Source organism: Paenibacillus sp. Y301, from assembly GCF_059445505.1.
In genome coordinates this window covers 83,809-109,335 of sequence record NZ_JCAIUL010000012.1, presented here as the reverse complement: position 1 = coordinate 109,335, position 25,527 = coordinate 83,809, and the positions used below count along the sequence as shown (strand labels likewise).

Here is a 25,527-nt window from a genome sequence, read left to right as displayed (position 1 = left end):
TCAGAGGGCAGCATATGCTTTCGAAGTAGCTTTTCATATGAAAATCTTGTAGGCGAACGCTACCGCTTCTTCAGGACAATTCCGTCACCTTCGCTACTTCATTCATATTCCATCCTTATTCCATATCTTTGTACATCCATAAAAATCATTAACATATACCAACTAGAATAGCATTGGATCAACCCTTAGGTTCTCCAATGCCATTCTAAGTTATAGCGTATTCTGATATTACACTAGACAGGTTTATTAATGACTCGAAAGGTTCCCGTTCCGAATGCACATAAGTCGCCGTTCTCTTTTCGTGCAAAAGCTTGTGCTGTCATCATTTTACGAGAGCCATGAATGAGTTCTGCGGTTACAATAACCCTACCTTTCTCAATCGGTGCAACGTAGTTCATCGTTAGATTACTTGTAACTATATTGTCATGTGGTCTAGCAATCATCGCGATCAACCCCATTGCAGAATCAATTAAGGTTGCATAGACACCTCCATGGAGAATACCGAGTAAATTCAAATGATGCGGCTTAATTTCAATGGAGATGATCACCTTGGACTCGCTTAGTTCTTCAATCTCGCACCCAACGAATCCCCAGAACGTAGACTCCGCTATCTTTCCCCAATGTTCGAAATCGGGATGTACGTTGTCTGACTTCGCTTTCATAACTAATCCTCCTCACTTCTCCTCTGCCCGTAATCTAGCTCGTGCACAGATAACTTACTTAGGCATCTTGTCAGTATCTTCTTCGATCAGTTTTCTACGAAGTACTTTACCGACCAATGTCTTTGGAAAAGTATCGCGAAACTCATAAATTCTAGGCACTTTATACACGGCAAGTTTCTCTTTACACCAACGTTTCAGCTCCTCTTCGCTGACTGTAGCTCCTTCTTTCAGTATAATGTACGCTTTCACCGTTTCACCACGATAAGGATCGATTACACCTGCAACAACGGCTTCTTCTACATCAGGATGCTCGAACAACACCTCTTCGACTTCTCGCGGATAAATATTGTAACCTCCTGCGATTATAAGGTCTTTACGACGATCCAAGATATAGAAGAACCCATCGGCATCCATCCTTCCCAAATCTCCCGTATATAACCATCCATCCCGAAGGGCTTTATCCGTTTCATCCGGTTGTTGCCAATATCCCTTCATCACCTGTGGGCCACGGATGATCAGCTCACCAATTTCACCTTGTGGCATATCTACTCCGGAATCCGGATGAACGATACGAGCCTCCGTATTTGGGATTGGAATGCCTATAGAACCGACTTTGCGCTTCTCCCATAGATTGTTTGCATGCGTTACCGGTGAAGTCTCTGTCAAACCGTACCCCTCGATCAACGTGCCACCGGTTAGACTCTCAAAGCGTTCCTGCACCTCAACCGGTAAAGAGGCTGCACCGCTAATACATATTTTGACGGAAGACAGATCGAATTTGTGAACATCAGGGTGATTGATCACTGCAATATACATAGTAGGTGCTCCGGGAAATACCGTTGGCTTCAACCGACCCATTGTTTTCAAGATTTGAGTAATGTCGAACCGCGGAATTAATATTAACGTACCAGCCATAAGAATAGATTGATTAAGTAACACTGTCATCCCGAAGACATGGAAAAAGGGGAGTGCTGCTAAATAACGTTCTTCCCCAATTTCAGCACGGTAAAACCAGAGCTTACTCTGAATGGTATTGGCCACTAGATTCATATGTGTCAGCATGACACCTTTCGCGAACCCTGTAGTCCCTCCTGTATATTGAATAAGTGCTAAATCCTTCTCAGCCTCGACGGGTATTTGATAAGGCGCTGCTGTTGACTGCTTTAAGAACGGAAGGAAGGGTAATACGCTATGATTATAAGTGACTGGTGTTTTCGTTTTATTCTTCAAAGGGTATAATAAATTTTTGGGAAACGGTAAGTAATCCTTAATCGACGTTACTAGCGTATAATTTAAAGGTTCTTTCTCCGTTGCTTTCTTTACCCGATCGAATAGAATATCCAGCGTTACAATCATTTGGACATTGGCATCCTTCAATTGATACTCCAATTCACGTGGCATGTAAAGAGGGTTCGTCATGACAACGATTCCGCCCATCAATAGCGTTCCATAATACGCGATCACAGCTTGTGGACAATTCGGTAACATGACGGCTACTCGGTCCCCCTTACGAATACCCAGCTTGAGCAGGGCATTCGTAAAACGGTAGACTGATTCCATTAGTGTTTGGTAGGAGATTCTATTCCCTAGAAAATCCAATGCTATCTTATCTGGATATTTCTCTGCGGACTCAACTAAAAACTGCGCCAAATTCTGTTTCGGATAATCATATGTTATGGGTACTTCAACCGGATAATGTTCTAACCAAGGCTTATCTACCATGCGAGCCACCCCATTCTCAAATATCCGTTACAGAGGATGTTCAAAAAGTCCACCTTTTTGAACATGTACTTACAAAACGTACTTCTCCGCTTCGATCACCTTCGCTGCAATTTTCCGCTTCAATCCGAATGTATTTACCTGTGTTTTTCTTGTCAATTTCTTCAGGACAGAGAGCTGGGTACGAAGTGTATCACCTGATTCCATAGCAGCAAGGGTTTCTTTCGCCCAACATTCGATCCGATCGAACTCCTCATGGATAAAGGCCACTGTCATATCAATCGCATTCGCCGCTTTCGCTTCGCCAACTTGATCGATCAGCTTCAGGGTACGGAATAAAGCACTCTCCATAGCGAACACTGTAATCATCATATCTGCTAAATGACTTAGTACTTCTTGTTCTTGATCTAACTTCATTTGATACTTTTGAACAGCTTGCGCACCAACCATTAGGAATATCTTCTTCGACATCGATAATAAATGATTCTCTTGCTCTAACGTTCCCTCGAATAGTTGACCTGGAACTAGCCCTAATAACTCTGATTGTAGCGCTAATGCCTTCTGCATTAAAGGTAATTCGCCTTTCATCGCGCGCTTGATCAACGTGCCCGGAATGAGGAGGCGATTAATTTCATTCGTTCCTTCAAAAATACGGTTAATGCGCGAATCGCGATAATTGCGTTCAATACGATATTCTTGAATAAATCCATATCCCCCATGGATCTGAACACCTTCATCCACGACGAAATCAAGTGTTTCTGAACCGAATACTTTGTTAATGGAGCATTCTAGCTGATACTCTGCAATGGCTTTTGCAGACTGATACCCCACATTCGGACTGTCATAATCAACTTCAGCTAAACCAATGTCGAACAGACCTGCTGTCCGGTATACCATACTTTCTAACACATAAGTTCGCATATTCATGTCAGCCAGTTTTTTGCCGATGAGAGAAAAAGATGATATTGGGCGATCAAATTGCGTACGTTCATTGGCATATTTAGCAGCGTATTCAATCGAATCTTTCGAAGCACCGACACAACCAGCGGCTAACTTGAAGCGTCCGATATTTAATATATTAAAGGCGATCAAATGACCTTTACCAACTTCCCATAATAAGTTCTCTATCGGAACTTTGACATCCTCGAGAATCAGTGGACATGTTGAGGAGCCTTTGATTCCCATCTTCTTCTCTTCAGAACCTATGCTAACCCCTTCCATCGTACGCTCCACAATAAAAGTACTGAAGTCTGTACCATTTACTTTTGCGTACACGATAAAAATATCCGCAAATCCTGCATTCGTAATGAATTGCTTACTTCCATTTAGAATGTAATGCTGACCATCCTCGGTCAATGTAGCTGTTGTTTTGGCTCCTAGTGCATCCGATCCCGAAGAAGGTTCTGTCAGACAATAGGCCGCAATTTGCTCACCTGTTGCTAGTGCCGGCAAGTACTTCTGCTTCTGCTCCTCCGTACCGAAATAGACAATCGGAAGTGTACCAATCCCTACATGTGCACCGAAGGATAAAGCAAACGATGACGCTTTTGTCAACTTCTCATTAATTAATGTTGCACTTACTTTATCCAGTCCTAGCCCCCCATAGTTCTCTGGGACTTCAGCTCCGAGAAGACCTACTTCACCGGCCTTCTGTAACAATTCCACGCTCAAAGCGTAGTTCAGTTTCTCGACCTCTTCGTCCCTAGGAGTAATCTCTGTAGCCACGAATTGCTCTGTTGTCTCCGCAATCATCCGATGTTCTTCCGTAAAGTCCTCTGGGGTCATGATTTGTCTGTAATCGATATCCTCAATCATGAAACTTCCGCCTAACACTTTGCTCATCGTCTTACTCATCAATTTTCTCTCCTTTGTTCTCACGAATAATTTTTATTGCGGATGAACTTCAAATACGCCTGCAGCTCCCATTCCCCCGCCGATACACATGGAGACTACCCCATAACCTCCCCCTCGACGACGCAGTTCGTTAATAAGCGTAGTAGTCACCTTTGTACCCGTACAACCCAACGGATGTCCAAGCGCAATCGCACCGCCATTAACGTTGACTTTGTCCTCATCAATGCCTAGTTCACGAATGACATGGATACATTGAGAGGCAAAAGCCTCGTTAATCTCAAATAGGCTAACGTCTTCTAACGTAATTCCAGCCATTTGTAATGCTTTGGGTATAGCCTTGACGGGTCCCACTCCCATGATGTCTGGCTCCACACCGGCTAATGCAAAAGATCGAAAAGTTGCTAATGGGATCAGACCAAGTTCGTCAGCTTTTTCTTTACTCATGATCACGACCGCTGCTGCACCATCACTCGTCTGAGATGTATTTCCTGCTGTAACCGTGCCACCTAACTTGAAGGCAGGTGCAAGCTTACTCAATGCTTCAACCGTAGTATTGGGACGAACGCCTTCATCCGTATCGAATACAAAAGATTTAATTGTGACTTGACCACCCTCATCCACACGTTTCAATTCCGCTTGAATGGGAACGATCTCATCTTTGAATTTCCCTTCAGCGATCGCTCGTGCTGCCTTCTCGTGAGATCTTGCAGCGAAGCGGTCCTGATCTTCACGTGAAACATGGAATCTCTCTGCGACATTCTCAGCCGTATGCCCCATTCCGATATAGACTTCTGGCATTTCCTCAACAATTCTCGGATTGGGTGACACCTTGAAGCCCGTCATTGGCACATGGCTCATACTTTCTACTCCACCAGCAATCAGAATGTCAGCATTCCCCAACATAATGCGTTCGGCCGCGAATGCTATAGACTGTAGGCCTGATGAGCAGAAACGATTAATCGTCATGGCTGGAACCGTAACTGGAAACCCTGCATACAGCGACATAATGCGGGCAAAATTTAAGCCCTGTGCGCCTTCCGGCATAGCACAACCGATAATGATATCCTCTACATCCTCTTTTTTAAGACCAGGTGCCCGATCAATTACAGCTTCTAGAACCGCCTTCCCTAACTCATCCGCACGTGTCTGCACTAGACTTCCCTTTTTGGATTTGCCGATCGCGGTACGTGCCATCGATACGATTACAGCTTCTTTCATAGCAATTCTCACGCTCCCTGGATTGTTAATTTCGTAGCGCTTTCCCTTTGGTCAACATATGATGCATGCGTTGTTGGGTCTTCATCTCCCCACATAAGCTTAGGAAGGCCTCCCGCTCCAAATCGAGCATATACTGTTCGCTTACAAGGCTTCCTGCTGGTAAATCCCCCCCGGCAAGTACATGAGCCAACTTCTTTGCAATCAGCAGATCATGATCGCTAATATAGCCACTTTCTCTCATCCCAATCGCACCAAGTTGCAGAACAGCCTTTCCTTCTGATCCAACAACACGAATTTTCTCTTCTGGAATCGGTTCATAACCATCTCTACTCATCCGAAGAACAGCCTGTTTGGCTTCATATATTAAATGATCCTGATTCGCAATAATCCGATCCGTCGAACGTAGATATCCTAATCTTTTGGCATCATGGCCACTCGTGGAGACTTTAGCCATTCCTACGGTTTCAAAAACTTGATTGAGATAGGGTTGGAGTTCAGCTTCGGGATGTCCCACACGCTGGCTTACCCTCATTGCAAGTTCCTTGCATCCGCCACCGGCAGGAATTAACCCGACACCCACTTCAACTAACCCATAATAGGTTTCTGCCCCAGCAATAACCTGATCCGCAGGCATACATGCCTCTACTCCTCCACCTAATGTCATTCGATGTGGAGCGGCAACAACAGGTTTTTCAAATCTTTTCACTTTGTACATCGTGTTCTGGAATAAGCGGATAATGCCATCTATTTCATCCCACTCTTCGTCTTGCGCTTCCATCAACAACAACATAATATTGGCACCCACACAGAAATTCCTACCCTGATTCGCGATAACCATTCCTTCAAAGTTATTCCGCACTTCTTCCAAACTCTGCTGGATCATCGTTAGAATATCTGCGCCAATAGCATTGTTAGGGGAATGAAATTCGAGACAGGCTACACCATCTCCAAGATCGATTAGACTCGCACCATCATTTCCTTTTACAATCTTATTCTGCTCCTTCAAGCTACTTAGCGTAATGATTGCTGGAGGTTGTTCAATCTGCTTGTAGCCCTGTTCAGACATCACATATATAGTACCTTTTTCTTTCTGATAAAAGGATTGATTCCCCTGCGCAATCCACTCCTTCACCCATGAAGGAACGCTCAGTCCTTCCTTCTCCATACGCTCAACAGATCTAACCAACCCAATCGCGTCCCATGTCTCAAATGGACCTAACTCCCAATTGAAACCCCACTTCATCGCTTCATCGATATCATGAATGGAATCCGCAATTTCACCGACTTTTTCAGCGGAGTAAATGAGCACCTGTTTAAGAATATTCCACCCGAATTCAGAGTAACGATCCCCTGTAGCGATTAACGCTTTTGTTTTGTTCCTAGCTCCTTTGGCCAGTTTGGCCGCTTCAAGCGAACCGGAGGTTACCTTCTTCTGTGGTGTGTATGCCATCGAAGTTAAATCGAGTGACAATATTTCACTACCGTTAGCACCCTTTTTCTTCAAATAAAATCCTTGACCCGACTTCTCACCAAGCCATCCTCTTGCAACCATTTGAGTCAGCGCTTCTGGAGCATCAAAAGTCGCTTTCTCCGTTTCATCTGTTATATTAACGTACACGTTGTCTGCTACATGGATAAACGTATCAAGACCTACCAGGTCGAGCGTCCGAAAGGTGGCACTTTTGGGTCTACCCATCGCGGGTCCAGTGACCGCATCCACTTCCTCTACCGTAAAGCCGTTGTTGAGCATCTCTTGTAATGTAATAAGAAGTCCATAAGTTCCAATTCGGTTAGCAATGAAATTCGGAGTGTCCTTTGCCAGAACAACACCTTTACCTAGAACATTCTCACCGAATGATTTCATGTGTTGAACAATCCCTGGATCCGTGTTGACACCTGGAATGATTTCTAACAACTTCATATATCGGGGTGGATTAAAAAAGTGCGTACCTAGAAAGCATTTCTGAAAAGGTTCGCTACAATCAGCGACCATCTCTTGAATGGATATCCCTGATGTATTAGAACTAACAATCGTTCCAGGCTTCCAATAGTGTTCAATTTGGCTTAATAGATTCTTTTTCACTTGAAGATTCTCAACGATCACCTCAATCACCCAATCTACTTCTGAAATGTATGAGAGGTGATCCTCCAGGTTTCCCGGAGTTATTCGTTCTGCGAATGCTACATCGTAAAGAGGTGACGGCATATTCTTTTTCAATTTCGCAAGGGCTCCAACAGCCCACCGGTTTCTCACTACAGGATCCTCAAGTGTATATCCTTTGGCTGCCTCATCTTCAGTCACTTCTTTCGGTACCATATCCAACAATAAGCATGGAATTCCAACGTTAGCTAGATGTGCCGCAATCCCTGAACCCATAATTCCTGATCCGATTACAGCGGCCTTGCGAATAGATTTGTTCATTTACGATTTCCCTCCAGTTCAGATCAGTTCTAATTAACGAATAGGGTGATCCCCGAATACGGATTGCTCCAAGATTTCTGCAATATCCCTCGCTTTGACTTGCTCTTCAACTTCCTTCATCTTAGTACCGTCCTCCATCATCGTCAGACAGTAGGGACAAGCACTACTAATCACTGTTGGATTCACTTCCAGCGCCTGTTCAGTCCTTGCTAGATTTACTCGCTTACCCGATGTTTCTTCCATCCACATCATGCCACCACCGGCACCACAACACATACCGTTCTCGCGGGATCGCTTCATCTCTGCCATTTCCACGCCTGGGATTGCTCTCAAGACATTTCGTGGTTCATCATAGACATTGTTGTACCGTCCCAAGTAGCAGGAGTCATGATACGTAATTCGCTCTTTCACTTCATGACGGGGGTTCAGCTTCCCTTCTTGAATGAGTTGGTCAAGTAACTGTGTATGATGAGTGATCTCCACCCCCGCAAGACCAAATTCAGGGTATTCATTCTTCAATGTATTGAACGTGTGTGGGCACGCGGTAACAATCTTTCGAACACCATATTTCTGAAAGGTACTAATATTATCCATACATAATTGTTGGAACAACATTTCATTGCCCATTCGGCGAGGGGTATCCCCCGAATTCTTCTCCTCATTCCCAAGAATCGCGAAGGAAATGCCTGATTCATTCAACAAGCGAGCGAACGCTCTAGAAATGGACCGACTACGAAGATCATAGGAACCCATCGAACCGACAAAAAACAAATATTCAAAGTCCGGATTCTCTTTCACCGTAGGCACTTGAATTCCCTCAATGTCTCCCGTCCATGTAGCACGGTCATTACGATTCAATCCCCACGGATTCCCTTGTCTCTCGATGTTTTGCATGGCACGTTGTCCCTCCTGCGGAACACTGCCCTGCATCAAGACCAGATGTCTGCGCAGATCTATAATTTTATCGACGTGTTCATTACTTACCGGGCATTGATCTTCACAGTTACGACAAGTCGTACACGACCAGATTTCCTCTTCCGTTATGACGTCCCCGATAAGCTCTAGCTCTTCTATTTGTTTGTCCTGTGTGATCCATGTGGATTTATGCCAGTCAAGTGTCGGAACAATATTCGTAATGCCACCATCTTTCACTTGCCAATCAACTAGAGGTTTCTCCTCATTAGCTAGTGCATGAGCTCCACTCGTCGCGAACAAATACGCAGGCACCCAAGGAGACTTCCCTGTTACCACCGTCCCCTTCTCCACCATATGGTCCCTTAGCTTCGTGATTAGGTGCATAGGAGATAGCACTTTCCCGGTGTTACTTGCAGGACATACATCCGTGCATCGTCCGCATTCCACACAGGCATAGAAATCAAGCATTTGCTTCTGCGAGAAATCCTCGATCTTACCAACACCGAAAGTCTCCGCTTCTTCATCTTCTAAATCTAGCTTTGTAAGCCGACCTACGGGTTCCTTACGACGAAACCAAATGTTCAGGGGAGCAGTTATAATGTGAAAATGTTTCGATTGTGGCACATAGACCAGAAATGATAATAGAATCAACAAATGCATCCACCAGAATCCAATAAACCAACCGTAAGCTGTAGAACTAGAGATTCCGGTAAAAGCTAACGCAATGATGGAGGATATCGGAGCGTATCCGCTAAAGTCTAGATCTAGCCACAACCGCTCGAAACTTAAACTTAGCAGAACAGACAACATCAAGAAGAAGATAAAAAAAGCAACAATGCTAGGCTTCCAACCCTTTTTTAGCCGTGCCAGCTTTTCCCCATACCGACGATACGTGCCGTAACCCATAGCGAGCAATATTAGCACTACTGTTACTTCCTGCATAAGTCCGAACACTTCGTAGCCAGGAATGGGCAGATGCTTACCTGCTGTTAACCCTTTGACAATTAGATCCAGAGCCCCGAACTGTAAAATAATAAATCCATAAAAAATAATGATGTGCATTAATCCACTTTTGGGATCCTTCAATAACTTCTTCTGACCGAAGACCTGTGATAGGAACTCCGCCCATCTTCCCTCACCTCGTTGCTGAAAGTCTGCCGGTGCTCCGAGCTTCAAATACAGATAACGATGATAGACTGTTTTGTAGAACAAATAGAACCCATAGCCCATTACTGCCAGAAACAAAATGAAATTTGTAATCTGCCACCCCATCTCTCCCCATCCTTTCTTTGATTGTCAAAAAGTCATCCATCAAATGTTTAAGAAAGCGGTTACAAAACGCTTGTGTAGTCCAATCATATGGATTGAATGAATGAATGAAAGTTCAATCTATATCGATAGAATGAATTAAAGTGACACTTTCCTTTCATTCAATCTATATAGATTTTGCATTGACTTCATGCCCCATTTCCCATATGATAATAAAAAATGAATGAGTATTCATTCATTTGATTTAAATACTAACACCGAGGTGTCTCCATGACAAGTAGAAAACAGGAAAAATTTGAATTAATTTTAGAAGCTGCCCTAAAGGTCATTGCAGAGAATGGGTTTCATGGATCACAAATATCCAAAATTGCTAAGGAGGCGGGCATAGCAGACGGTACCGTTTATCTTTATTTTAAAAACAAAGAAGATATTCTCATCTCCCTCTTTCAACAACGATTAGGTGACTTGGTCAGCATGTTCAATAGCAGTCTTCGCGAAACCAATTCTGCCGAAGAGGCCATTCGTACAATTTGTGGGATCCATTTCACGGAGCTAGAACAAAACGTTAATCTTGCCTATGTAACTCAGATTGAGCTCCGCCAAAGTTCGCTTGAACTCCGCAAAGCAATAGGTCTTGCTGTGAAGCCTTATATTCAATTGATCGAGGAAATTCTAGAACAGGGTATAAAGGATAATTCTTTTCGTCCTGACCTCGATGTTAAGTTAACCCGTTTGCTATTATTTGGAGGCATGGATGAAGTTGTCACGTCTTGGCTCATATCAGGTAGAAAATATTCGTTAACCGCCCAAGTAGATAAGACTGTTGAATTTTTCTTGAAAGGCTTGAAATAATCGTTCGAGAGGAGCTAGTCATATGAATATCTATGTCATTCTCAAACAAACGTTTGATACGGAGGAGAAGATTGTTATTCAAGATGGGGATATTTCCGATGACGGAGTTAAATACGTCGTTAATCCGTATGACGAATACGCCGTTGAAGAAGCTTTACGCCAAAAGGAACAACATGGAGGTAACATTACCGTTGTCTCCATCGGGCCTAGCCGTGCAGCAGAAGCGTTAAGGAGCGCTCTCGCCATGGGTGCTGATGAAGCGGTTCATATTTCTGACGAACGGATCATGGGTGACGAGTTCACACTCTCTAATGTATTAGCTTCCTATTTCAACAAGCAATCATGCGATCTTATTCTCGGTGGTAATTTCTCCATTGATAGTGGTGGGGGTCAAGTGGCCATTCGGCTCTCACAACTGCTAAATATTCCGCATGTTGCTTCGATCGTCAAGATGGATGTTACAGAAGACCAAGCGGTTGTCCTTCGCGATTCCGAAGGGGATACCGAAACATTACATGTTACTCTCCCTGCCCTGTTCACTGCACAGCAAGGTCTAAATGAGCCACGTTACCCCTCATTACCTGGAATTATGAAAGCGAAGAAAAAACCCTTTCATCTATTCAACCTAGATGATTTAGGTCTTACGGAAGCTGAAATCTGTGCCAAGACCGAACGTCTCTCCCTCTTCCTACCTCCTAAGCGCAAATCCGGACAAATTCTACAAGGCGATCTTAACGAACAGGCTATCCAGCTCGTTCATCTTCTTCATTCTGAAGTGAAGGCGATATAATCCTATTATTAAAGGGGATGTCCATATGAGTAAATCATACGTTGTTATCGCAGAAGTTCGCGATGGTAAGTTACGTCAAGTCACTTTGGAAGCGCTTCAAGCTGTTCATTTAGCTAAAGAAGATGGAGATCAAGTTTCAGTCATTATATTAGGACATCAATTATCCGCTATAGCCGCGCAGGTATCCCAGTACGTTAACGGTCAGGTTCAGGTCATCGACCATGTGGACTTAGAGGTATATAATTCCGAAATATACTTCTCTGCTATTAAAGAAGTATTGGATGTCTTGAATCCACATGCGGTGTTCTTAGGACATACTGCTTCTGGACGCGACCTAGCTCCCATGATTGCATCGTATTTACAAGCGGGTCAAATCTCGGATGTGATTGCCATTGAAAAGGCAGCAGAGGTCCTTTATACTCGACCCCTTTACGCGGGTAAAGCTTTTGAACAAAAAAAATTCACAGAGGGTCCACAGGTCGTAACCATACGTCCAAACAATATAGCGGTCGTTGATAAGACTGACTCACAAGCAGAGATAATTACGATCGACTATGCTCCTCCTTCATCATTACGTGCCGTTGTGAAAGACGTCGTTCGTAAAACCTCAGGGAAGGTAGATTTGACTGAAGCCAAAATTGTGGTGTCCGGTGGAAGAGGTGTGAAGAGCATCGATGGATTTAAACCTCTTCAAGAGTTAGCTGACGTATTACATGGCGCCGTTGGTTCATCTCGAGGAGCATGTGATGCCGGATATTGCGATTATGCCATGCAGATCGGTCAGACAGGTAAGGTGGTTACACCTGAAGTATATATTGCCTGCGGGATCAGTGGTGCTATTCAACATCTGGCGGGTATGAGTCAATCTCGCATCATTATTGCGATTAATAAAGACCCTGATGCACCCATATTCAAACTAGCTGATTATGGGATCGTCGGTGATTTATTCGTTGTCGTTCCACTCTTAACGGAAGAATTCAAGAGAGCGTTAGCTTGATATAAGAATGGCCCGTAGCTACTCACCTATAGCTACGGGTCATTTTTGATATGGCTGTTGGAACGTTTTAGTTGATTGTAATTTCAAAGCTACCAAGCTACTATTAATAGATACACAGATGATAGATGATATAGCCATTTGTACCTAACACGAATAATAACACGAATAATAAGGAGTTCTTACATATGGATTTTGTTGCAATTGACTTTGAAACCGCGAATGCGAACCGATCAAGTGCCTGTTCTTTAGGTCTTGTGGAAGTTAGAGATGGAATAATTACCTCCGAACAAGTCTGGTTAATTGATCCCCAGCAGCAATTTGACTATAGAAATATACAAATTCATGGCATCACGCCAGCTATGGTCAGTGGACAGCCTACTTTCTCTGAGCTCTGGCCAACGCTTGAGCCCCTCTTGCAAGGAAGACAGATTGTTGCACATAATGCCTCTTTTGATATGAGCGTTTTAAGATACTGTTTGGAACAATCTTTCTTAGATTATCCTACTTTTCAATACTTCTGCACTTACTTACTAAGCAAAAAGATGTTACAAGACGTGTCTTCCTACAAATTAAATGTGATTGCTGAATATTATGACATTCCACTGAACCATCATGAAGCGTTAGATGATGCTCGTGCGTGTGCAAAGATTCTATTGAAACTACTAGAACAAGAACAGCACACGGATCCATTGCAACTCTCAATAGCTCAGGGTTGTAAGATCGGTTCCATGTATACAGGAGGTTATACGCCATTCTCGGCTCCTGCCAAGAAACGTCCGAAGACGCCTTCCTCTAGAAGTCTCTTAACAACCACTAGATCATTATAGAATGCAGGTATTCAACAACTAACCAATGGATTAATTCCGTTATAAAACAACAAAGAGATCAGGAACGTGATGTTTCCTGATCTTTTTGTTGTGAGATGCATCATCTATCCCAAAATATATTGTGATAAAACACTTTGTACCTCATAAATATTTACTGTTTTATTAAATGTCTTTACGATAGGCACGGTATTACTAGAAATATAAATCTTGAGTTCCGCATCCAGATCGAAATGCCCAGCTGTCTCAACAGAATAATGTGAAATGCTCTTGTAAGGTATAGAGTGATACTCCATTTTCTTCCCTGTTATTCCTTGCTTATCAATCATGATAAGTCGTTTGTCTGTAAATATAAACATATCTCGGACCAGTTTATACGCTCTCTCAATGCGTTCTTGTGGTGCTAAGATTTGTTCATATTCTTTCTGAACTGCTGGCAAATCCACTTGAGAAGCATTCCCCATTAGACTATCTAAGAAGCCCATCTCTATTCCTCCTCATAACTTCTGCAATAACCCTGCTATCCCATCTTATTACAATTCGTCATCATCTAACATACCTGCTTCCAAATAGTTGATAAATTGACGTAACTGGTTAGCTTCCCCACGAGTAATTTCACCTGATTCAAACATGTTCTGAACTTCATCTCTTTCAATTTGAATCGCTTTAAATTGAAATTCAACCCTGTACTTCTGGAAGTCTTCATCTTCGCGTAATTGACTCGATTCATTACTGCTCATTCTTTCTATCGTACGATGATAATGCGAAATCACTCGTAATGAGCTGTCTCTATTGGCATCATTCATTTGATTCTGAACAGCTGAAATGGCAGAGCGAGCCGTTAGAATACTTACTTCTTTTAAAGAATCCATCGGGTCTTGTGAATCATTGATTGCCGGTTTACATTTATTTGTATGCACCATATTTAATATAAGCCGTCTAATTCTAAACATCGACACTAAGAAACGCATTTTAAATCTGTGCGATAGTAGAATCTCCATCTGATCAATGATCTGCTCGAATCGGTCAGCCACTTCTTGTGACACTTCCTTTTCGGCTAACAATCTTTCCATTTCGTTCCGTTCTGCTTGGATCGCAATGAGTCGAATATGAAAGACCATTTGGCGAGATTGGGAATCGTTATTCTGAAGAGCTTCCTGTCCCAACAACTGTCCTATCTTTTTCTTATAATCCGAAATTACTGATAATGCTGCAGCTTCGTTATCTTCGTTCATTTCTTCCTTCATTCCACGAATAGCTGCTTTGAGAACTTTTATTTTAGAAGCTTGCTGAATACCCTCTGAATCCTTATCCTCTGCATCATTTTCTTTCTTCGAAAGGAGTGGTAACGTGATACTCGCGATAATTAAAGTCAACAAAATGACACCCGCAGCAATAAATATAATTAAATTACGTTCTGGAAATGGGCTGCCATCCTGAAGTACAAATGGAATAGAGAACGCCCCTGCTAAGGTCACCGCACCACGTACACCAGATAACGATGTTAGAATAGCCTCCATTAATGTTGGCTCCTCAACGTTCTCCTTTTTATTAACGGCCCATGATCCTTTAGAGTACACATAGACCCATACAAAACGCAGAATAATTAACGCAGCTGTAATCAAGAGAATATAGCCGATCACAAGGTAGTTATTAAATGATCTATCCTCAAAAATAACACTTATCACATCTGGAATTTGTAATCCCAGCAGAACGAATACCAATCCATTTAAGATATATAGAACAATAGACCACGTACTCTCCGATACAATTCGCAGCTTCATATTGGAAGAGGATTCTGTGCGATCCCTCTCAATAGCATGGACAATCCCACCAGCTACTACTGCCAAGATTCCCGACATTCCTAGTTCTTCTGCAATTAAATAAATAACAAATGGCGTTAGTAGCTGGATAAGCATATGCATCGTGATGTCTTCCATCCCGTGGCGACGCAGAAATACTCTCAACCAAATAATAAACAGAGACACGACAGCACCAACCACAAGCCCACCAATAGCAATTACAAAGAAACTAAACGTAGCATTACCAAGTGAAAAAAGACCTGTCACCATAGCTGCAACTGCAAATTTAAAAGCAACTAATCCCGATGCATCATTAATTAATGCTTCCCCTTCGAGTAAGCGCATAATTTTCTTTGGTAGATTAGCTCGACCCGCCATTGCGCCAACCGCAACCGCATCTGTCGGAGACAGTATGGCTGCAAGTGCAAAGGACGCTGGTAATGGGATCGAAGGAATCATCCAATGAATCATATAACCAACGACAAGTACGGTAGCAAATACAAGCCCCAAAGCAAGCATGAGTATAGGTGCTCGTAAATTCCATAATTCATCCCTTGGTGTTCTTTTACCATCATTAAATAATAGAGGTGCTATGAACAAAACAAGAAATAACTCGGAGTTCAAAGAAATATGTATTCCAGGGGGTAAGACTACAACTGCCATTCCTAGCGCAATTTGAAATAAGGGAACAGGGATAAATGGAACGAAACGATTCAATATATTGGATATGCCTATAATCCCAAGCAATACCAATATATCTAGAAAAATCTCCATGATGATCAACTCTCCTATGTATGTAATGATTTATTCAAACGTAATTATTACAGTATACCATCGTATTTTTGGGAGATTCTTCTCCCACTATCCATTATTATACTTTATATACTTCTATATTGACTAAGTAGGTGAAGTTCATCTACAATTAATAGGACAAAAATTCATTAGGCAAGGTGATTAAGAATGACTCAAGATCAACTTCAATACAACATATTATTGTTCTATAAATTTGTAACAATCCCTGATCCAGAACAGTTTACAGCAGATCATTTGCAATACTGCAAAGACCTCGGAGTTAAAGGACGAATTATCGTTGCTGAGGAAGGAATTAATGGTACCGTATCGGGTACGGTAGCACAAACGGAACAATATATCAGCGATTTCCGGGCGAACCCCATGTTTGCCGATATGATATTCAAAATTGACACTTCTGATGAACATGCATTCAAGAAAATGTTCGTTCGACACAAGAAGGAGCTTGTCACTTTCAGATATGAGAAGGAATTAGATCCTAATCAATTAAGTGGAAAGAGATTGTCTCCTGTCGAATTCCATGAACAACTTCAAGAAGAAGATGTTGTTGTCATTGATGGCAGAAATGATTATGAATATGAGATTGGACATTTCCGGAATGCTATCCGTCCTGATGTCGAATCCTTTCGAGAATTCCCCCAATGGATTAGAGAGAACTTAAGCCAATATAAAGATAAAAAAGTACTGACTTATTGTACTGGCGGAATCCGCTGTGAGAAACTTACCGGATTCTTAATGAATGAAGGTTTCAATGACGTTGCTCAATTAGAAGGTGGGATCGTTACTTACGGTAAAGATCCTGAAGTCCAAGGTAGACTTTTTGATGGGAAATGTTATGTGTTTGATGAACGAATCTCCGTACCTATTAATCGTACAGATGAAGATATTATTGTTGGCACATGCCACCACTGTGGTAAGCCAGAAGATCGATATATTAACTGCGCATACACCCTATGCCATGCGAAGCATGTCTGTTGCGTAGAATGTGAAGAAATCCATCACAGTTTCTGTAAACCAGAATGTGAGGATAATTTTGAGAAACTGGTAGCCGCAAAACAACAATCATAACCATGGAGGGTCGTATGAATAAACTAACAGAACTCTCCACCCGGGAACAAATTGTCCACATGTTAAAGACAAAAGCACCTCTTACAGCCAAGGACATTACGAACGAATTACAGATTACAGAAATGGCTGTTCGTCGTCATCTAAGCACGCTTGAGAGAGATGGGTATATTGAGTCGGGTATGATTCGCCAAAGTATGGGAAGACCTACGGCAGTCTATCGGTTAAGTGAGTTGGCAGCAGGTTTCTTCCCTACGACCTATCATACGTTAACCCTTGATTTACTTGGTGAGCTTGAACAAGAATCTGGTGAAGAATTGATTAATCATCTCTTCGAGCGACGCAAAAGCAAACTAGAAAAAAAGTACGGCAAGAGTATGTCAGGTCTCCCTCTAGCTGAAAAAGTCCTTATACTTACACAGCTTCAGAATGAAAATGGATATATGGCTGAATGTGAAGAAGGAGAAGACGGGACCTATATCATTAAAGAACACAACTGTCCTATCTCTCAGATTGCCAACCAATATACACATGCTTGCCACTGTGAACTTGAATTATTCAAATCCCTCCTACAAGTAGATGTAAATCGTACCGAGTGTTTATCTACAGGTGGCAGCAAATGCTCTTATGTTATTTCTAAATCCCAATGTTAAACCTGATTAAGTGCTCCATCGGTCATGAGACTGGTGGGGTACTTTTTTTCATTCAAAAAAAGTCCATACATGATGAACAACGTTTCATTGACGATTATGTCACGACGTGATATAGTCATGACGCGATATAGTCATACCGTGATATAGTTACGATATGATCTAACAACGGAAAGGTGATCTTCTTAATATGATTGAAAAAGTAATAAAAAAGTATGTTCCTATGACAGAAACAGCATTTTATATTCTCTTGTCCTTAACCGTACCCCGTCATGGATATGGCATCGTTAAACATGTAGAGGAAATTTCAGGATTACGTATTCGATTAGGATCGGGGACAGTTTATGGGACTCTTACAAAAATGCAGAAAGATGGCATTATTACTGTATTTGCTGATGAAGAGAGAAGAACCGTTTACGAAATTACTGAACTTGGGAAAAAGTTAATCCAGGTAGAGATAAATAGAATCAAAGAGTTACACCAGAACGCATTAAAATACGAGGAGGATTTCGATGATTACAAAAGTATTTAGGCCATTCTGGAGCTACGATGTGAACAAAACAGAAGCATGGCTCTCGTCTATGGCGGAAAAGGGTTATTATTTTGTAGAACTGAAACGTGGTCAACGTTATTTTTTCTTTCAACAAGGTATTCCAAAAAAAATAACGTACCGAATAGGGTACGATAAAATACCTAGTGACTCATTGGCTAAAGCTTTATTAGATAATAATTGGATAAAGATTTCACAGAGTGGTCACTGGTATGTCATGGCGAATGAAAATCCTCTTGAACACATAAAGACCTCCTCTGTTCGAGAAGGGATTATCAAGCATAATAGAGTAATTATGTACATTTTCGGTAGCATTTTAACATATTTGACAACGATGACTATCTTTTTTGTCGGTATCATTAGTCTGTTTTCATTTTCCCAAGATGAACCCCTAAGAGTTGGTGAACACGTTGTCAAAAGTCCTTATTGGATTTTAACATACATTTATTTTAGTGCTTTATTAGCTCTGTGGGTTCTTTCTATCTATTCTGTTATTAAAATTAATAAGTCGAACAAGACATTAATCCGTGAAAATATACCTCTTCATAACCTACACAACGTAAATCAAGCTGAAAAAAGACGAAGTCAGAGCGAAGAAAAAGAGATGAAACGTTCAGGAGAAATGATTGTTAAAAGAAAATTTGGATGGATGGATGCACCGGATAAGTTGGAAAAATGGCTCGAAACCATGGAAGATCAAGGTTATCATCTTTATCGTATGAGCAAAGCAGGAACCACTTTTTATTTTATAATAGGTAGCCCGCGGAAGGTAAGTTATTGTGCTGACTTTCAGAATACTACAGATGAAAGTTACAATACCATACACAGAGAATCTGGCTGGAAGAGTGTCTTTATTTCCAATTCTCCTTTTCTAAAATGGACGCTATGGAGCCGTAAATATTCAGAGGGTGAAGAACGACCCCAGATCTACAGTGAGAAGTCACATCATTTAAAATATGCAAAACGGATAGCGCTAACCTATTCATGTCTATTTCTCCCTACATTTCTCATTTATATTTTAAATATTAAAATAAATATGGCATCTACGTTTGATAACAACTTAGATACACTACAAATAATCAGCATGATTTCACTTGCGTTCGCTGTCCTCGCCTTTGGTTCGTTCATCGCCAGAACATGGCTGTATTACATGCGACTTAGAAAACGATATGCCAATACATAAGCATCACGTATATGAAGACTCAAACAGATGAGTCTTTTTTTGTTTCAATATAACATTTGGCATACTTGTTCGTTATATAGGTGAAAGGCGGTGAAGCATGGAGCCCGGGCAGCTACAGCAAGCACTCCAACCTAAGATAACTGAAATAAGAAAATACTTAATCCGTCTTGGAGCCACGCCACCTGATGCTGAAGATATCGTACAGGATACCGTCTATAAAGCTTTCTTATACATTGAATCTATAGAGGAGACTAAATTCAGTGCATGGTTATACAAGGTGGCGATCAACCGTTACTACGACCTATGCCGCCGAAATAAATGGATTCAAGTTCCTATTGATTCAGTAGAGGTAGCGGATTCAGACTTGCCAGAAGACCATCTGTTGCAAAAGGAGAAGCGATCAGAAGTAGAATCTGTGCTGAGCGAACTGCTACCTCACCATAAGCAACTCCTTATTATGAAGTATGAAATGGAATTCTCTTACCAACAAATTGCCGATTTGCTTGGGGTGAAGGTCACAAATATTAAATCAGGGTTATTTCAAGCTCGGAAGCAATTTCAAAAAAGATACAGAGGTGATGTAGAATGACGGCACCATGGGAAGATCAAGATAACGAGAAATTATCAAATCTTATTAAAAAAGCGAAACGAAAAACATTCATCCGAAATATTATCATCTCTTTAATCGTCACAGTCATTGTTTTATTCGGAGGATTCCTGCTTAATATACAGCTTATTAATTCAGGCTTCTCTCAAGAAAGGAAAGATGAATTTGCGCTCAAGAGTATCAGTGGACCCAATCAATATTTTGCAGAAAATACAGGGGAAGGTGGTTTTTTGTCCGGGAAAATAGAATACAACTTATACAAAGTAATTGAAGGCGTACCGATTCCTTGGCTGACTAAGAAGACTGTTTATAATGTATTTCCATTCCTCCCCTTAGCAAATGGTGGTGATACCTACGGCATATCCATATCGGTTCCTGATCCTGATATGATTAAACAAGAGTATGGATATACGCGTTCATATAACGGACTTAACGGACAACGGTTGATGGATTTCTACATTCCGGATGTGAACTATAACGGTAAGGTGTTGAATGATCTGTCTGCTCTTCAACAGATGGACCAAAATAAGCTGGTTGAAATGGCCATTTCTTTAGATAAGCCTTATTCCCTCTCTGAGGTACGGGCGATGATTCCTGCAGAACTAACACAAGTGTGGTATTGGGTAGATACGTATGATAATAGAAAGTTTTATGATCCCTACAAAGATGAAAATGGCAGCATAAGTTACGCAAATCCACTCTTAGAGAGCTGGGTATTTGGATTCGGCATCCACTTGGATGGACTACCAATTAACGAAAAGGACTTTATATCATCACTGGAGCAAGGCCTAGAGGGAAAATATGAATATGAGTTCAATCGAATTTACAATTATCTGAGAGGAGATAAAGCGAAACCGAGCGAGTCTGACATTCGGATTCTAGGGGTAGTCCTTACAGGAACTGCACAGGAACTGGAAGATCTTAAAGGGCAACCTTACGTCAGAGGAGCTGTTCTAGGAGCTATTGTTGATAAATATTAAGGGTAAACCAAACAACTTCCTAAATATTGTTTAACAAAAAAATAGAGGGATGTCCCAGTACCCATTGTTAGGTTACTAGGACATCCCTTTGGAGTTACAAACAACAAGATTGTTATTTTCTTCTACAACAACTCTTTACGAAGTTGCTCTGGTGATTTCGGTGATAACATACCAAATGGAATATCAAAGACTGTCTTAGCTCCAGATTGGCTTAGCTTAGCTAGCTTGTAAGCCGCACGTGCATAAGCAACTAGAACACTAGCCGTAAATTCCGGATTGCTATCAAGTTTCAATCCGAATTCAATAATCTGTGTGCTGTTCTCTCCTGTACGTCCGCTGCGAAGTACAGTACCGCCGTGAGGCATCGCGGAATGCTTGTCCTTTAGTTCTTCTTCAGTAATGAAGTTCACAGTAGTGTCATAATCGGAGAAATAGTTCGGCATTTGTACGATCTCTTGCTCAATACGAGCTAGATCTGCGCCTTCCTCAGCCACAACATAACAGTCACGTAGATGCTTATCACGAGTTGTTAACTGTGGATTCTCACCCGCACGTACTTTAGCTACAGCCTCTTCTACAGGAATCGTATATTGAACACCATTCTTCACGCCTTCAACACGGCGAATAGCATCCGAGTGACCTTGACTCACACCACGTCCCCAGAATGTATATTCTTTACCTTCAGGTAGAATAGCCTCAGCTAACATACGGTTTAGAGAGAACAATCCTGGATCCCATCCCGTTGAAATAACACTAACATGTCCATTTCCAGTGGCTTCAGCATCTACCTTAGCGAAATATTCTGGAATCAAAGCATGTGTATCGTAACTATCTACCGTATTGAACATTTTGGCGAAGTAAGGGCCTTGTTCAGGTAAATCCGTTGCGGAACCCCCACACAAAATCATAACGTCAATCGTACCCTTATACTTCTCTGCTTCTGAGATATGAAGAACTGGAACACTTGCAGTTACACCTTGTGGTTCACGACGGGTAAATACAGCGGCCAGTGTGAAATCTGAATTTTGTCGAATCGCTTTCTCTACACCTTTACCTAAATTACCATATCCTACAATACCAACAGTTATTTGTGTCATATGTACCTCCTAATAATTTTAAAATATACTGATAAACATTCCATAGGCTGTTATTTATTATATACAGGATCAAGTTTCAAATCCAATCTAATTAAAATTTTAAAGTAACGTTCCCTTGATTTTTACAGAATTTGAATATAAAATAACTGTATTCGATTGAAGAGGAGGTGAGGTAGGAGTGAAAAGTAATTTTGGGAATGAGAAGTTTTGCCAATTGCCGATGGCAATGTTCGGCATTTTTTACAATGTGATAGCTGACGCTACCCGTCTGTCTACTTACAGTAACTCTCATTCTAATCAAAATTACGAAATGCCACTCCTACCTTAACCTCAACGGTGATATAACGGCTATGTTGCTCCTTTATTAAGGACTCTATCCGTTTCGCGTTAAACGTTGTTTGGTCTAGCTGCAGGGACATTTCCCTGCGGCTTTTTGTGTAGCTTTAGTGGCATCAATGGAGGAATATAAATCATGATGATTCAATGTAAAAATGTTCAGAAATACCACGGTGCCCAACTCGTACTAAGCGATATCACATTAGATATACGTGCAGGTGAAAAAGTGGGGTTAATCGGCCGTAACGGCTGCGGCAAGTCCACTCTTCTTCAGCTTCTGATAGGGAATGATCGCCCAGACCAAGGACAGATTGCGATACGTAAAGGAGCTAGAATTGGTTATCTAGATCAGATCCCAACGAATACAACAGACTTAACCACATATGAACAATTATTGAGGAGTTTTGCAGCCCCTCTGGAATGGCAAGAACGAATGAAGGAACTTGAGCAATGGTTATCTGAACCTCAAGGTGCAGAACATGAGAACGTTTATGAAGGCTGGATTCAGGAGTACGGACGTCTACAGGAACAATTCGAACAGGCTGGTGGCTATGAGATGGAAGCATCCATAGATCGTGTCGCAAATGGCTTAGGAATTCCAGCTAACCAGTATGGTCGAGACTTCTCTTCCCTCTCTGGCGGTGAAAAGACGAAGGTAGGGCTTGCTTCTCTTCTCCTGAGACAACCTGATATTTTATTACTCGACGAACCAACCAACCATTTGGATATGGCAGCGATTGAATGGCTTGAACAATTCATTGCAGAGTATGACGGTAGTGTTGTTGCCATTTCACATGATCGATATTTTCTGGATACGATCATAACCAAAATCATAGAGATCGAAGACGGTGAAGCCATTACTTATCATACAAACTACAGTGGTTATATGAAGGAGAAAGAGACTCGGCTTTTATTACAATTCGCTGATTATCAAGAGCAACAGAAGAAGATCAAAAAGATGCAAGATACCATCAAACAATTAATTGATTGGGGTAACCGTTCAAATCCACCTAATCCAGGTTTCCATCGTCGCGCGGCATCGATGCAGAAAGCATTAGATCGGATGCAAAAGTTAAAAAGGCCTATCTTGGAGCGTAAAGCGATGGACCTCCAATTATCTCAAGAGGATCGTTCTGGAAAGCAAGTATTAGTGCTGAAAGAGCTTAGTAAAGCATTTGATAACCGTACACTGTTTGAACAAGTTCATGAAATCTTACATTATGGGGAATCTGCTATGCTATTAGGCGATAACGGTAGTGGCAAGAGTACCCTTTTAAAAATAATCCTTGGAATGGAGTCACCTTCAAGCGGTGAAGTTACGATCGGCTCACGCGTAAGTGTAGGTTATTTAGCCCAAGAAGAGACACCACAGAACTGGAAACAGAACATTCTCCAATATTTCCGTGAACAGGTCGGTATGGAGGAAGGTGAAGCCCGGGGTGAGTTAGCACGCTTTCTCTTCTATGGTCCGGATGTATTCAAGGATGTTCGTAACTTATCAGGTGGTGAGTGGACACGATTAAGATTCTCTATACTCATGTACCAGAAGCCCAATCTACTTATTCTCGATGAACCTACGAACCACTTGGATATCGACTCAAGAGAAGCCCTTGAAGAGGCCTTAGAGGAGTTTCCTGGTACTCTTCTTGCCGTATCTCATGATCGGTACTTCATCAATCGTATGGGACGTAAGATATGGGTTCTGAATCAAGGAACGCTTGATGTTATTCAGGGGAACTTCGACGACTACAAAGCAATACAAACAAAGAGATCTCAAAGTGTTGGTAAACAATTAGCCCCTACTACTTCGCTTCATGTTAGGACCTCAAAAACGAAGCAGAAGCAGGCTATTATTAAGTCTGATACAAAGACATCCAGAAGCAATCGCTCCTCATCCACGCAATCTCATGGCTCCCTAGAGCTTCAAATTGCGAATATGGAAAAAGACATTCAACAACTTGATGACCAGATGCTTCATCCCGAAGTCTGCCATGATGCATTCCAGCTCCATAATCTACAGCAAGAGCGAGACGAGATTCAGGAACAATTAGATTCCCTATTTGAACAATGGATGGAAACGATGGAAAGCACAGAATAAGATTCTCGGTTTCCATCATCTTCATAAGTACACATGTGAGAAATGAACTTCAAGACATTCAAAAAACCCCAGCCATAAATGGTTGGGGTTTTTAAGTTGATTATTTATATTTTAGCTAAACGATTATTCTTCTTTAGCTTCTGTAGCTGCTTCAGCTTTCGGAGTAGCTTCTTCTGACGTTTCAGCATCTTCTTCAATTACTGCACGTGGTGCTGTTACCGATACAAGCAAATGATCTTCTCCAGTTGTAACCAATGTAATTCCCTTAGGTAGTTTCACTTCAGAAGCCATTAACTTGTCTCCCATTGCAAGATGAGAAACATCAATTTCAATCGTAGTTGGAAGATCAGCAGGTAGTCCTTCCACTTCTAGTTCAGTTACCAAATGTTGTACAACTCCACCCGATTCGCTTCCGATTGCAGTACCGTGATAATCAAGAGGTATGCTAACACGAAGAGGTTGGGATTCTGAAATTTGTAGGAAATCGACATGACTCCATTTGCCGTCTTTTTTCTGGAAATCTTTAATAATGACAGATAGATCTTTCATACCTTCAACATGTAATTTAAACATTTCAGAACGACCCGTACGAGCCAATTTCATCATGTCTTTATAATCAACATCCACCGAAAGGCTCTCAGAATTCAAGCCATATACGACTGCTGGAATTCGTCCATTTGCTCTCAAGCTTCTTAGTGATGATGAAGATTGTTTTTCTGTTCTTTTTTCAGCTGTAATTGAATGAGATGTCATAGTAATTCCTCCTGTTTTAAATACGGTCTTCTTTACTCCATTTTATCGAGTATATCTATCTATTACCCATTTCA

At 41.6% G+C, this 25,527-nt stretch carries 21 protein-coding genes; 11 read left to right on the top strand and 10 right to left on the bottom strand.

Features of this window, described 5'->3' with window-relative positions; genetic code table 11:
* Nucleotides 1–233 precede the first annotated feature (233 nt).
* From AC1D69_RS19250 to AC1D69_RS19225, 6 genes are all read right to left on the bottom strand, one after another.
* A complete protein-coding gene (locus AC1D69_RS19250; protein ID WP_495457762.1) occupies nt 234–662 on the bottom strand; it encodes a PaaI family thioesterase in 429 nt (142 codons plus the stop codon).
* 54 nt (nt 663–716) lie between these two features.
* Complete coding sequence (locus tag AC1D69_RS19245) at nt 717–2,384, bottom strand: long-chain-fatty-acid--CoA ligase (protein ID WP_495457761.1); 1,668 nt, start codon at nt 2,382–2,384, stop codon at nt 717–719.
* A gap of 69 nt (nt 2,385–2,453) precedes the next feature.
* Nucleotides 2,454–4,235 (bottom strand): acyl-CoA dehydrogenase FadE, encoded by a 1,782-nt coding sequence (locus AC1D69_RS19240; protein ID WP_495457760.1) that lies wholly within the window; start codon nt 4,233–4,235, stop codon nt 2,454–2,456.
* A 33-nt stretch (nt 4,236–4,268) separates the two neighbouring features.
* Complete coding sequence (locus tag AC1D69_RS19235) at nt 4,269–5,453, bottom strand: acetyl-CoA C-acyltransferase (protein WP_495457759.1); 1,185 nt, start codon at nt 5,451–5,453, stop codon at nt 4,269–4,271.
* 25 nt (nt 5,454–5,478) lie between these two features.
* Nucleotides 5,479–7,875, bottom strand: a complete 2,397-nt coding sequence (locus AC1D69_RS19230) for a 3-hydroxyacyl-CoA dehydrogenase/enoyl-CoA hydratase family protein (protein ID WP_495457758.1) — start codon at nt 7,873–7,875, stop codon at nt 5,479–5,481.
* A 33-nt stretch (nt 7,876–7,908) separates the two neighbouring features.
* Nucleotides 7,909–10,062: a (Fe-S)-binding protein gene (locus tag AC1D69_RS19225; RefSeq protein WP_495457757.1), complete on the bottom strand. Its 2,154-nt coding sequence runs from the start codon at nt 10,060–10,062 to the stop codon at nt 7,909–7,911.
* Between the two features lie 267 nt (nt 10,063–10,329).
* Between AC1D69_RS19225 and fadR the strand changes: the two genes are divergently transcribed.
* The 4 genes from fadR (at nt 10,330) to AC1D69_RS19205 (ending at nt 13,525) form a co-directional block, all read left to right on the top strand.
* A complete protein-coding gene (fadR, locus tag AC1D69_RS19220; RefSeq protein ID WP_495457756.1) occupies nt 10,330–10,911 on the top strand; it encodes a fatty acid metabolism transcriptional regulator FadR in 582 nt (193 codons plus the stop codon).
* 22 nt (nt 10,912–10,933) lie between these two features.
* The gene (locus AC1D69_RS19215) at nt 10,934–11,701 is read left to right on the top strand and encodes an electron transfer flavoprotein subunit beta/FixA family protein (RefSeq protein WP_495457755.1); all 768 of its coding nucleotides are present in this window, start codon (nt 10,934–10,936) and stop codon (nt 11,699–11,701) included.
* A gap of 25 nt (nt 11,702–11,726) precedes the next feature.
* Nucleotides 11,727–12,698 (top strand): electron transfer flavoprotein subunit alpha/FixB family protein, encoded by a 972-nt coding sequence (locus AC1D69_RS19210; protein WP_495457754.1) that lies wholly within the window; start codon nt 11,727–11,729, stop codon nt 12,696–12,698.
* A gap of 185 nt (nt 12,699–12,883) precedes the next feature.
* Nucleotides 12,884–13,525 (top strand): 3'-5' exonuclease, encoded by a 642-nt coding sequence (locus tag AC1D69_RS19205; protein WP_495457753.1) that lies wholly within the window; start codon nt 12,884–12,886, stop codon nt 13,523–13,525.
* A 104-nt stretch (nt 13,526–13,629) separates the two neighbouring features.
* Here AC1D69_RS19205 and AC1D69_RS19200 read toward each other — a convergent pair whose 3' ends face one another.
* Both AC1D69_RS19200 and AC1D69_RS19195 read right to left on the bottom strand, forming a co-directional pair.
* Nucleotides 13,630–14,007, bottom strand: a complete 378-nt coding sequence (locus AC1D69_RS19200) for a PH domain-containing protein (protein ID WP_495457752.1) — start codon at nt 14,005–14,007, stop codon at nt 13,630–13,632.
* A gap of 48 nt (nt 14,008–14,055) precedes the next feature.
* On the bottom strand, nt 14,056–16,098 hold the full coding sequence (locus AC1D69_RS19195) for a Na+/H+ antiporter (RefSeq protein ID WP_495457751.1): 2,043 nt from the start codon (nt 16,096–16,098) through the stop codon (nt 14,056–14,058).
* A 186-nt stretch (nt 16,099–16,284) separates the two neighbouring features.
* On the opposite strand from AC1D69_RS19195, the gene trhO reads away from it, so the two are divergent.
* The 6 genes from trhO to AC1D69_RS19165 all read left to right on the top strand — a co-directional run bounded on the left by trhO (nt 16,285) and on the right by AC1D69_RS19165 (nt 21,169).
* Nucleotides 16,285–17,202 (top strand): oxygen-dependent tRNA uridine(34) hydroxylase TrhO, encoded by a 918-nt coding sequence (trhO, locus tag AC1D69_RS19190; RefSeq protein WP_495457750.1) that lies wholly within the window; start codon nt 16,285–16,287, stop codon nt 17,200–17,202.
* A 14-nt stretch (nt 17,203–17,216) separates the two neighbouring features.
* A complete protein-coding gene (locus AC1D69_RS19185; protein WP_495457749.1) occupies nt 17,217–17,852 on the top strand; it encodes a helix-turn-helix transcriptional regulator in 636 nt (211 codons plus the stop codon).
* 187 nt (nt 17,853–18,039) lie between these two features.
* Complete coding sequence (locus tag AC1D69_RS19180) at nt 18,040–18,381, top strand: PadR family transcriptional regulator (protein ID WP_495457748.1); 342 nt, start codon at nt 18,040–18,042, stop codon at nt 18,379–18,381.
* Nucleotides 18,362–19,582 carry a DUF2812 domain-containing protein gene (locus tag AC1D69_RS19175; protein ID WP_495457747.1) on the top strand — a complete coding sequence of 407 codons (1,221 nt, stop codon included), beginning with the start codon at nt 18,362–18,364 and terminating at the stop codon, nt 19,580–19,582. Before AC1D69_RS19180 ends, AC1D69_RS19175 begins: the two co-directional genes overlap by 20 nt.
* Before the next feature lie 97 nt (nt 19,583–19,679).
* Nucleotides 19,680–20,171, top strand: a complete 492-nt coding sequence (locus AC1D69_RS19170; protein WP_495457746.1) for an RNA polymerase sigma factor — start codon at nt 19,680–19,682, stop codon at nt 20,169–20,171.
* Complete coding sequence (locus AC1D69_RS19165) at nt 20,168–21,169, top strand: anti sigma factor C-terminal domain-containing protein (protein WP_495457745.1); 1,002 nt, start codon at nt 20,168–20,170, stop codon at nt 21,167–21,169. The genes AC1D69_RS19170 and AC1D69_RS19165 overlap by 4 nt, the downstream gene beginning before the upstream one ends.
* A 122-nt stretch (nt 21,170–21,291) precedes the next feature.
* On the opposite strand, the gene AC1D69_RS19160 is transcribed toward AC1D69_RS19165, so the two are convergent.
* Nucleotides 21,292–22,266: a diaminopimelate dehydrogenase gene (locus tag AC1D69_RS19160; RefSeq protein WP_495457744.1), complete on the bottom strand. Its 975-nt coding sequence runs from the start codon at nt 22,264–22,266 to the stop codon at nt 21,292–21,294.
* Nucleotides 22,267–22,738: 472 nt separating this feature from the next.
* On the opposite strand from AC1D69_RS19160, the gene abc-f reads away from it, so the two are divergent.
* Nucleotides 22,739–24,700 carry a ribosomal protection-like ABC-F family protein gene (gene abc-f, locus AC1D69_RS19155; protein ID WP_495457743.1) on the top strand — a complete coding sequence of 654 codons (1,962 nt, stop codon included), beginning with the start codon at nt 22,739–22,741 and terminating at the stop codon, nt 24,698–24,700.
* A gap of 123 nt (nt 24,701–24,823) precedes the next feature.
* Here abc-f and AC1D69_RS19150 read toward each other — a convergent pair whose 3' ends face one another.
* Nucleotides 24,824–25,453 (bottom strand): 50S ribosomal protein L25, encoded by a 630-nt coding sequence (locus tag AC1D69_RS19150; protein WP_495457742.1) that lies wholly within the window; start codon nt 25,451–25,453, stop codon nt 24,824–24,826.
* Between the last annotated feature and the right edge of the window lie 74 nt (nt 25,454–25,527).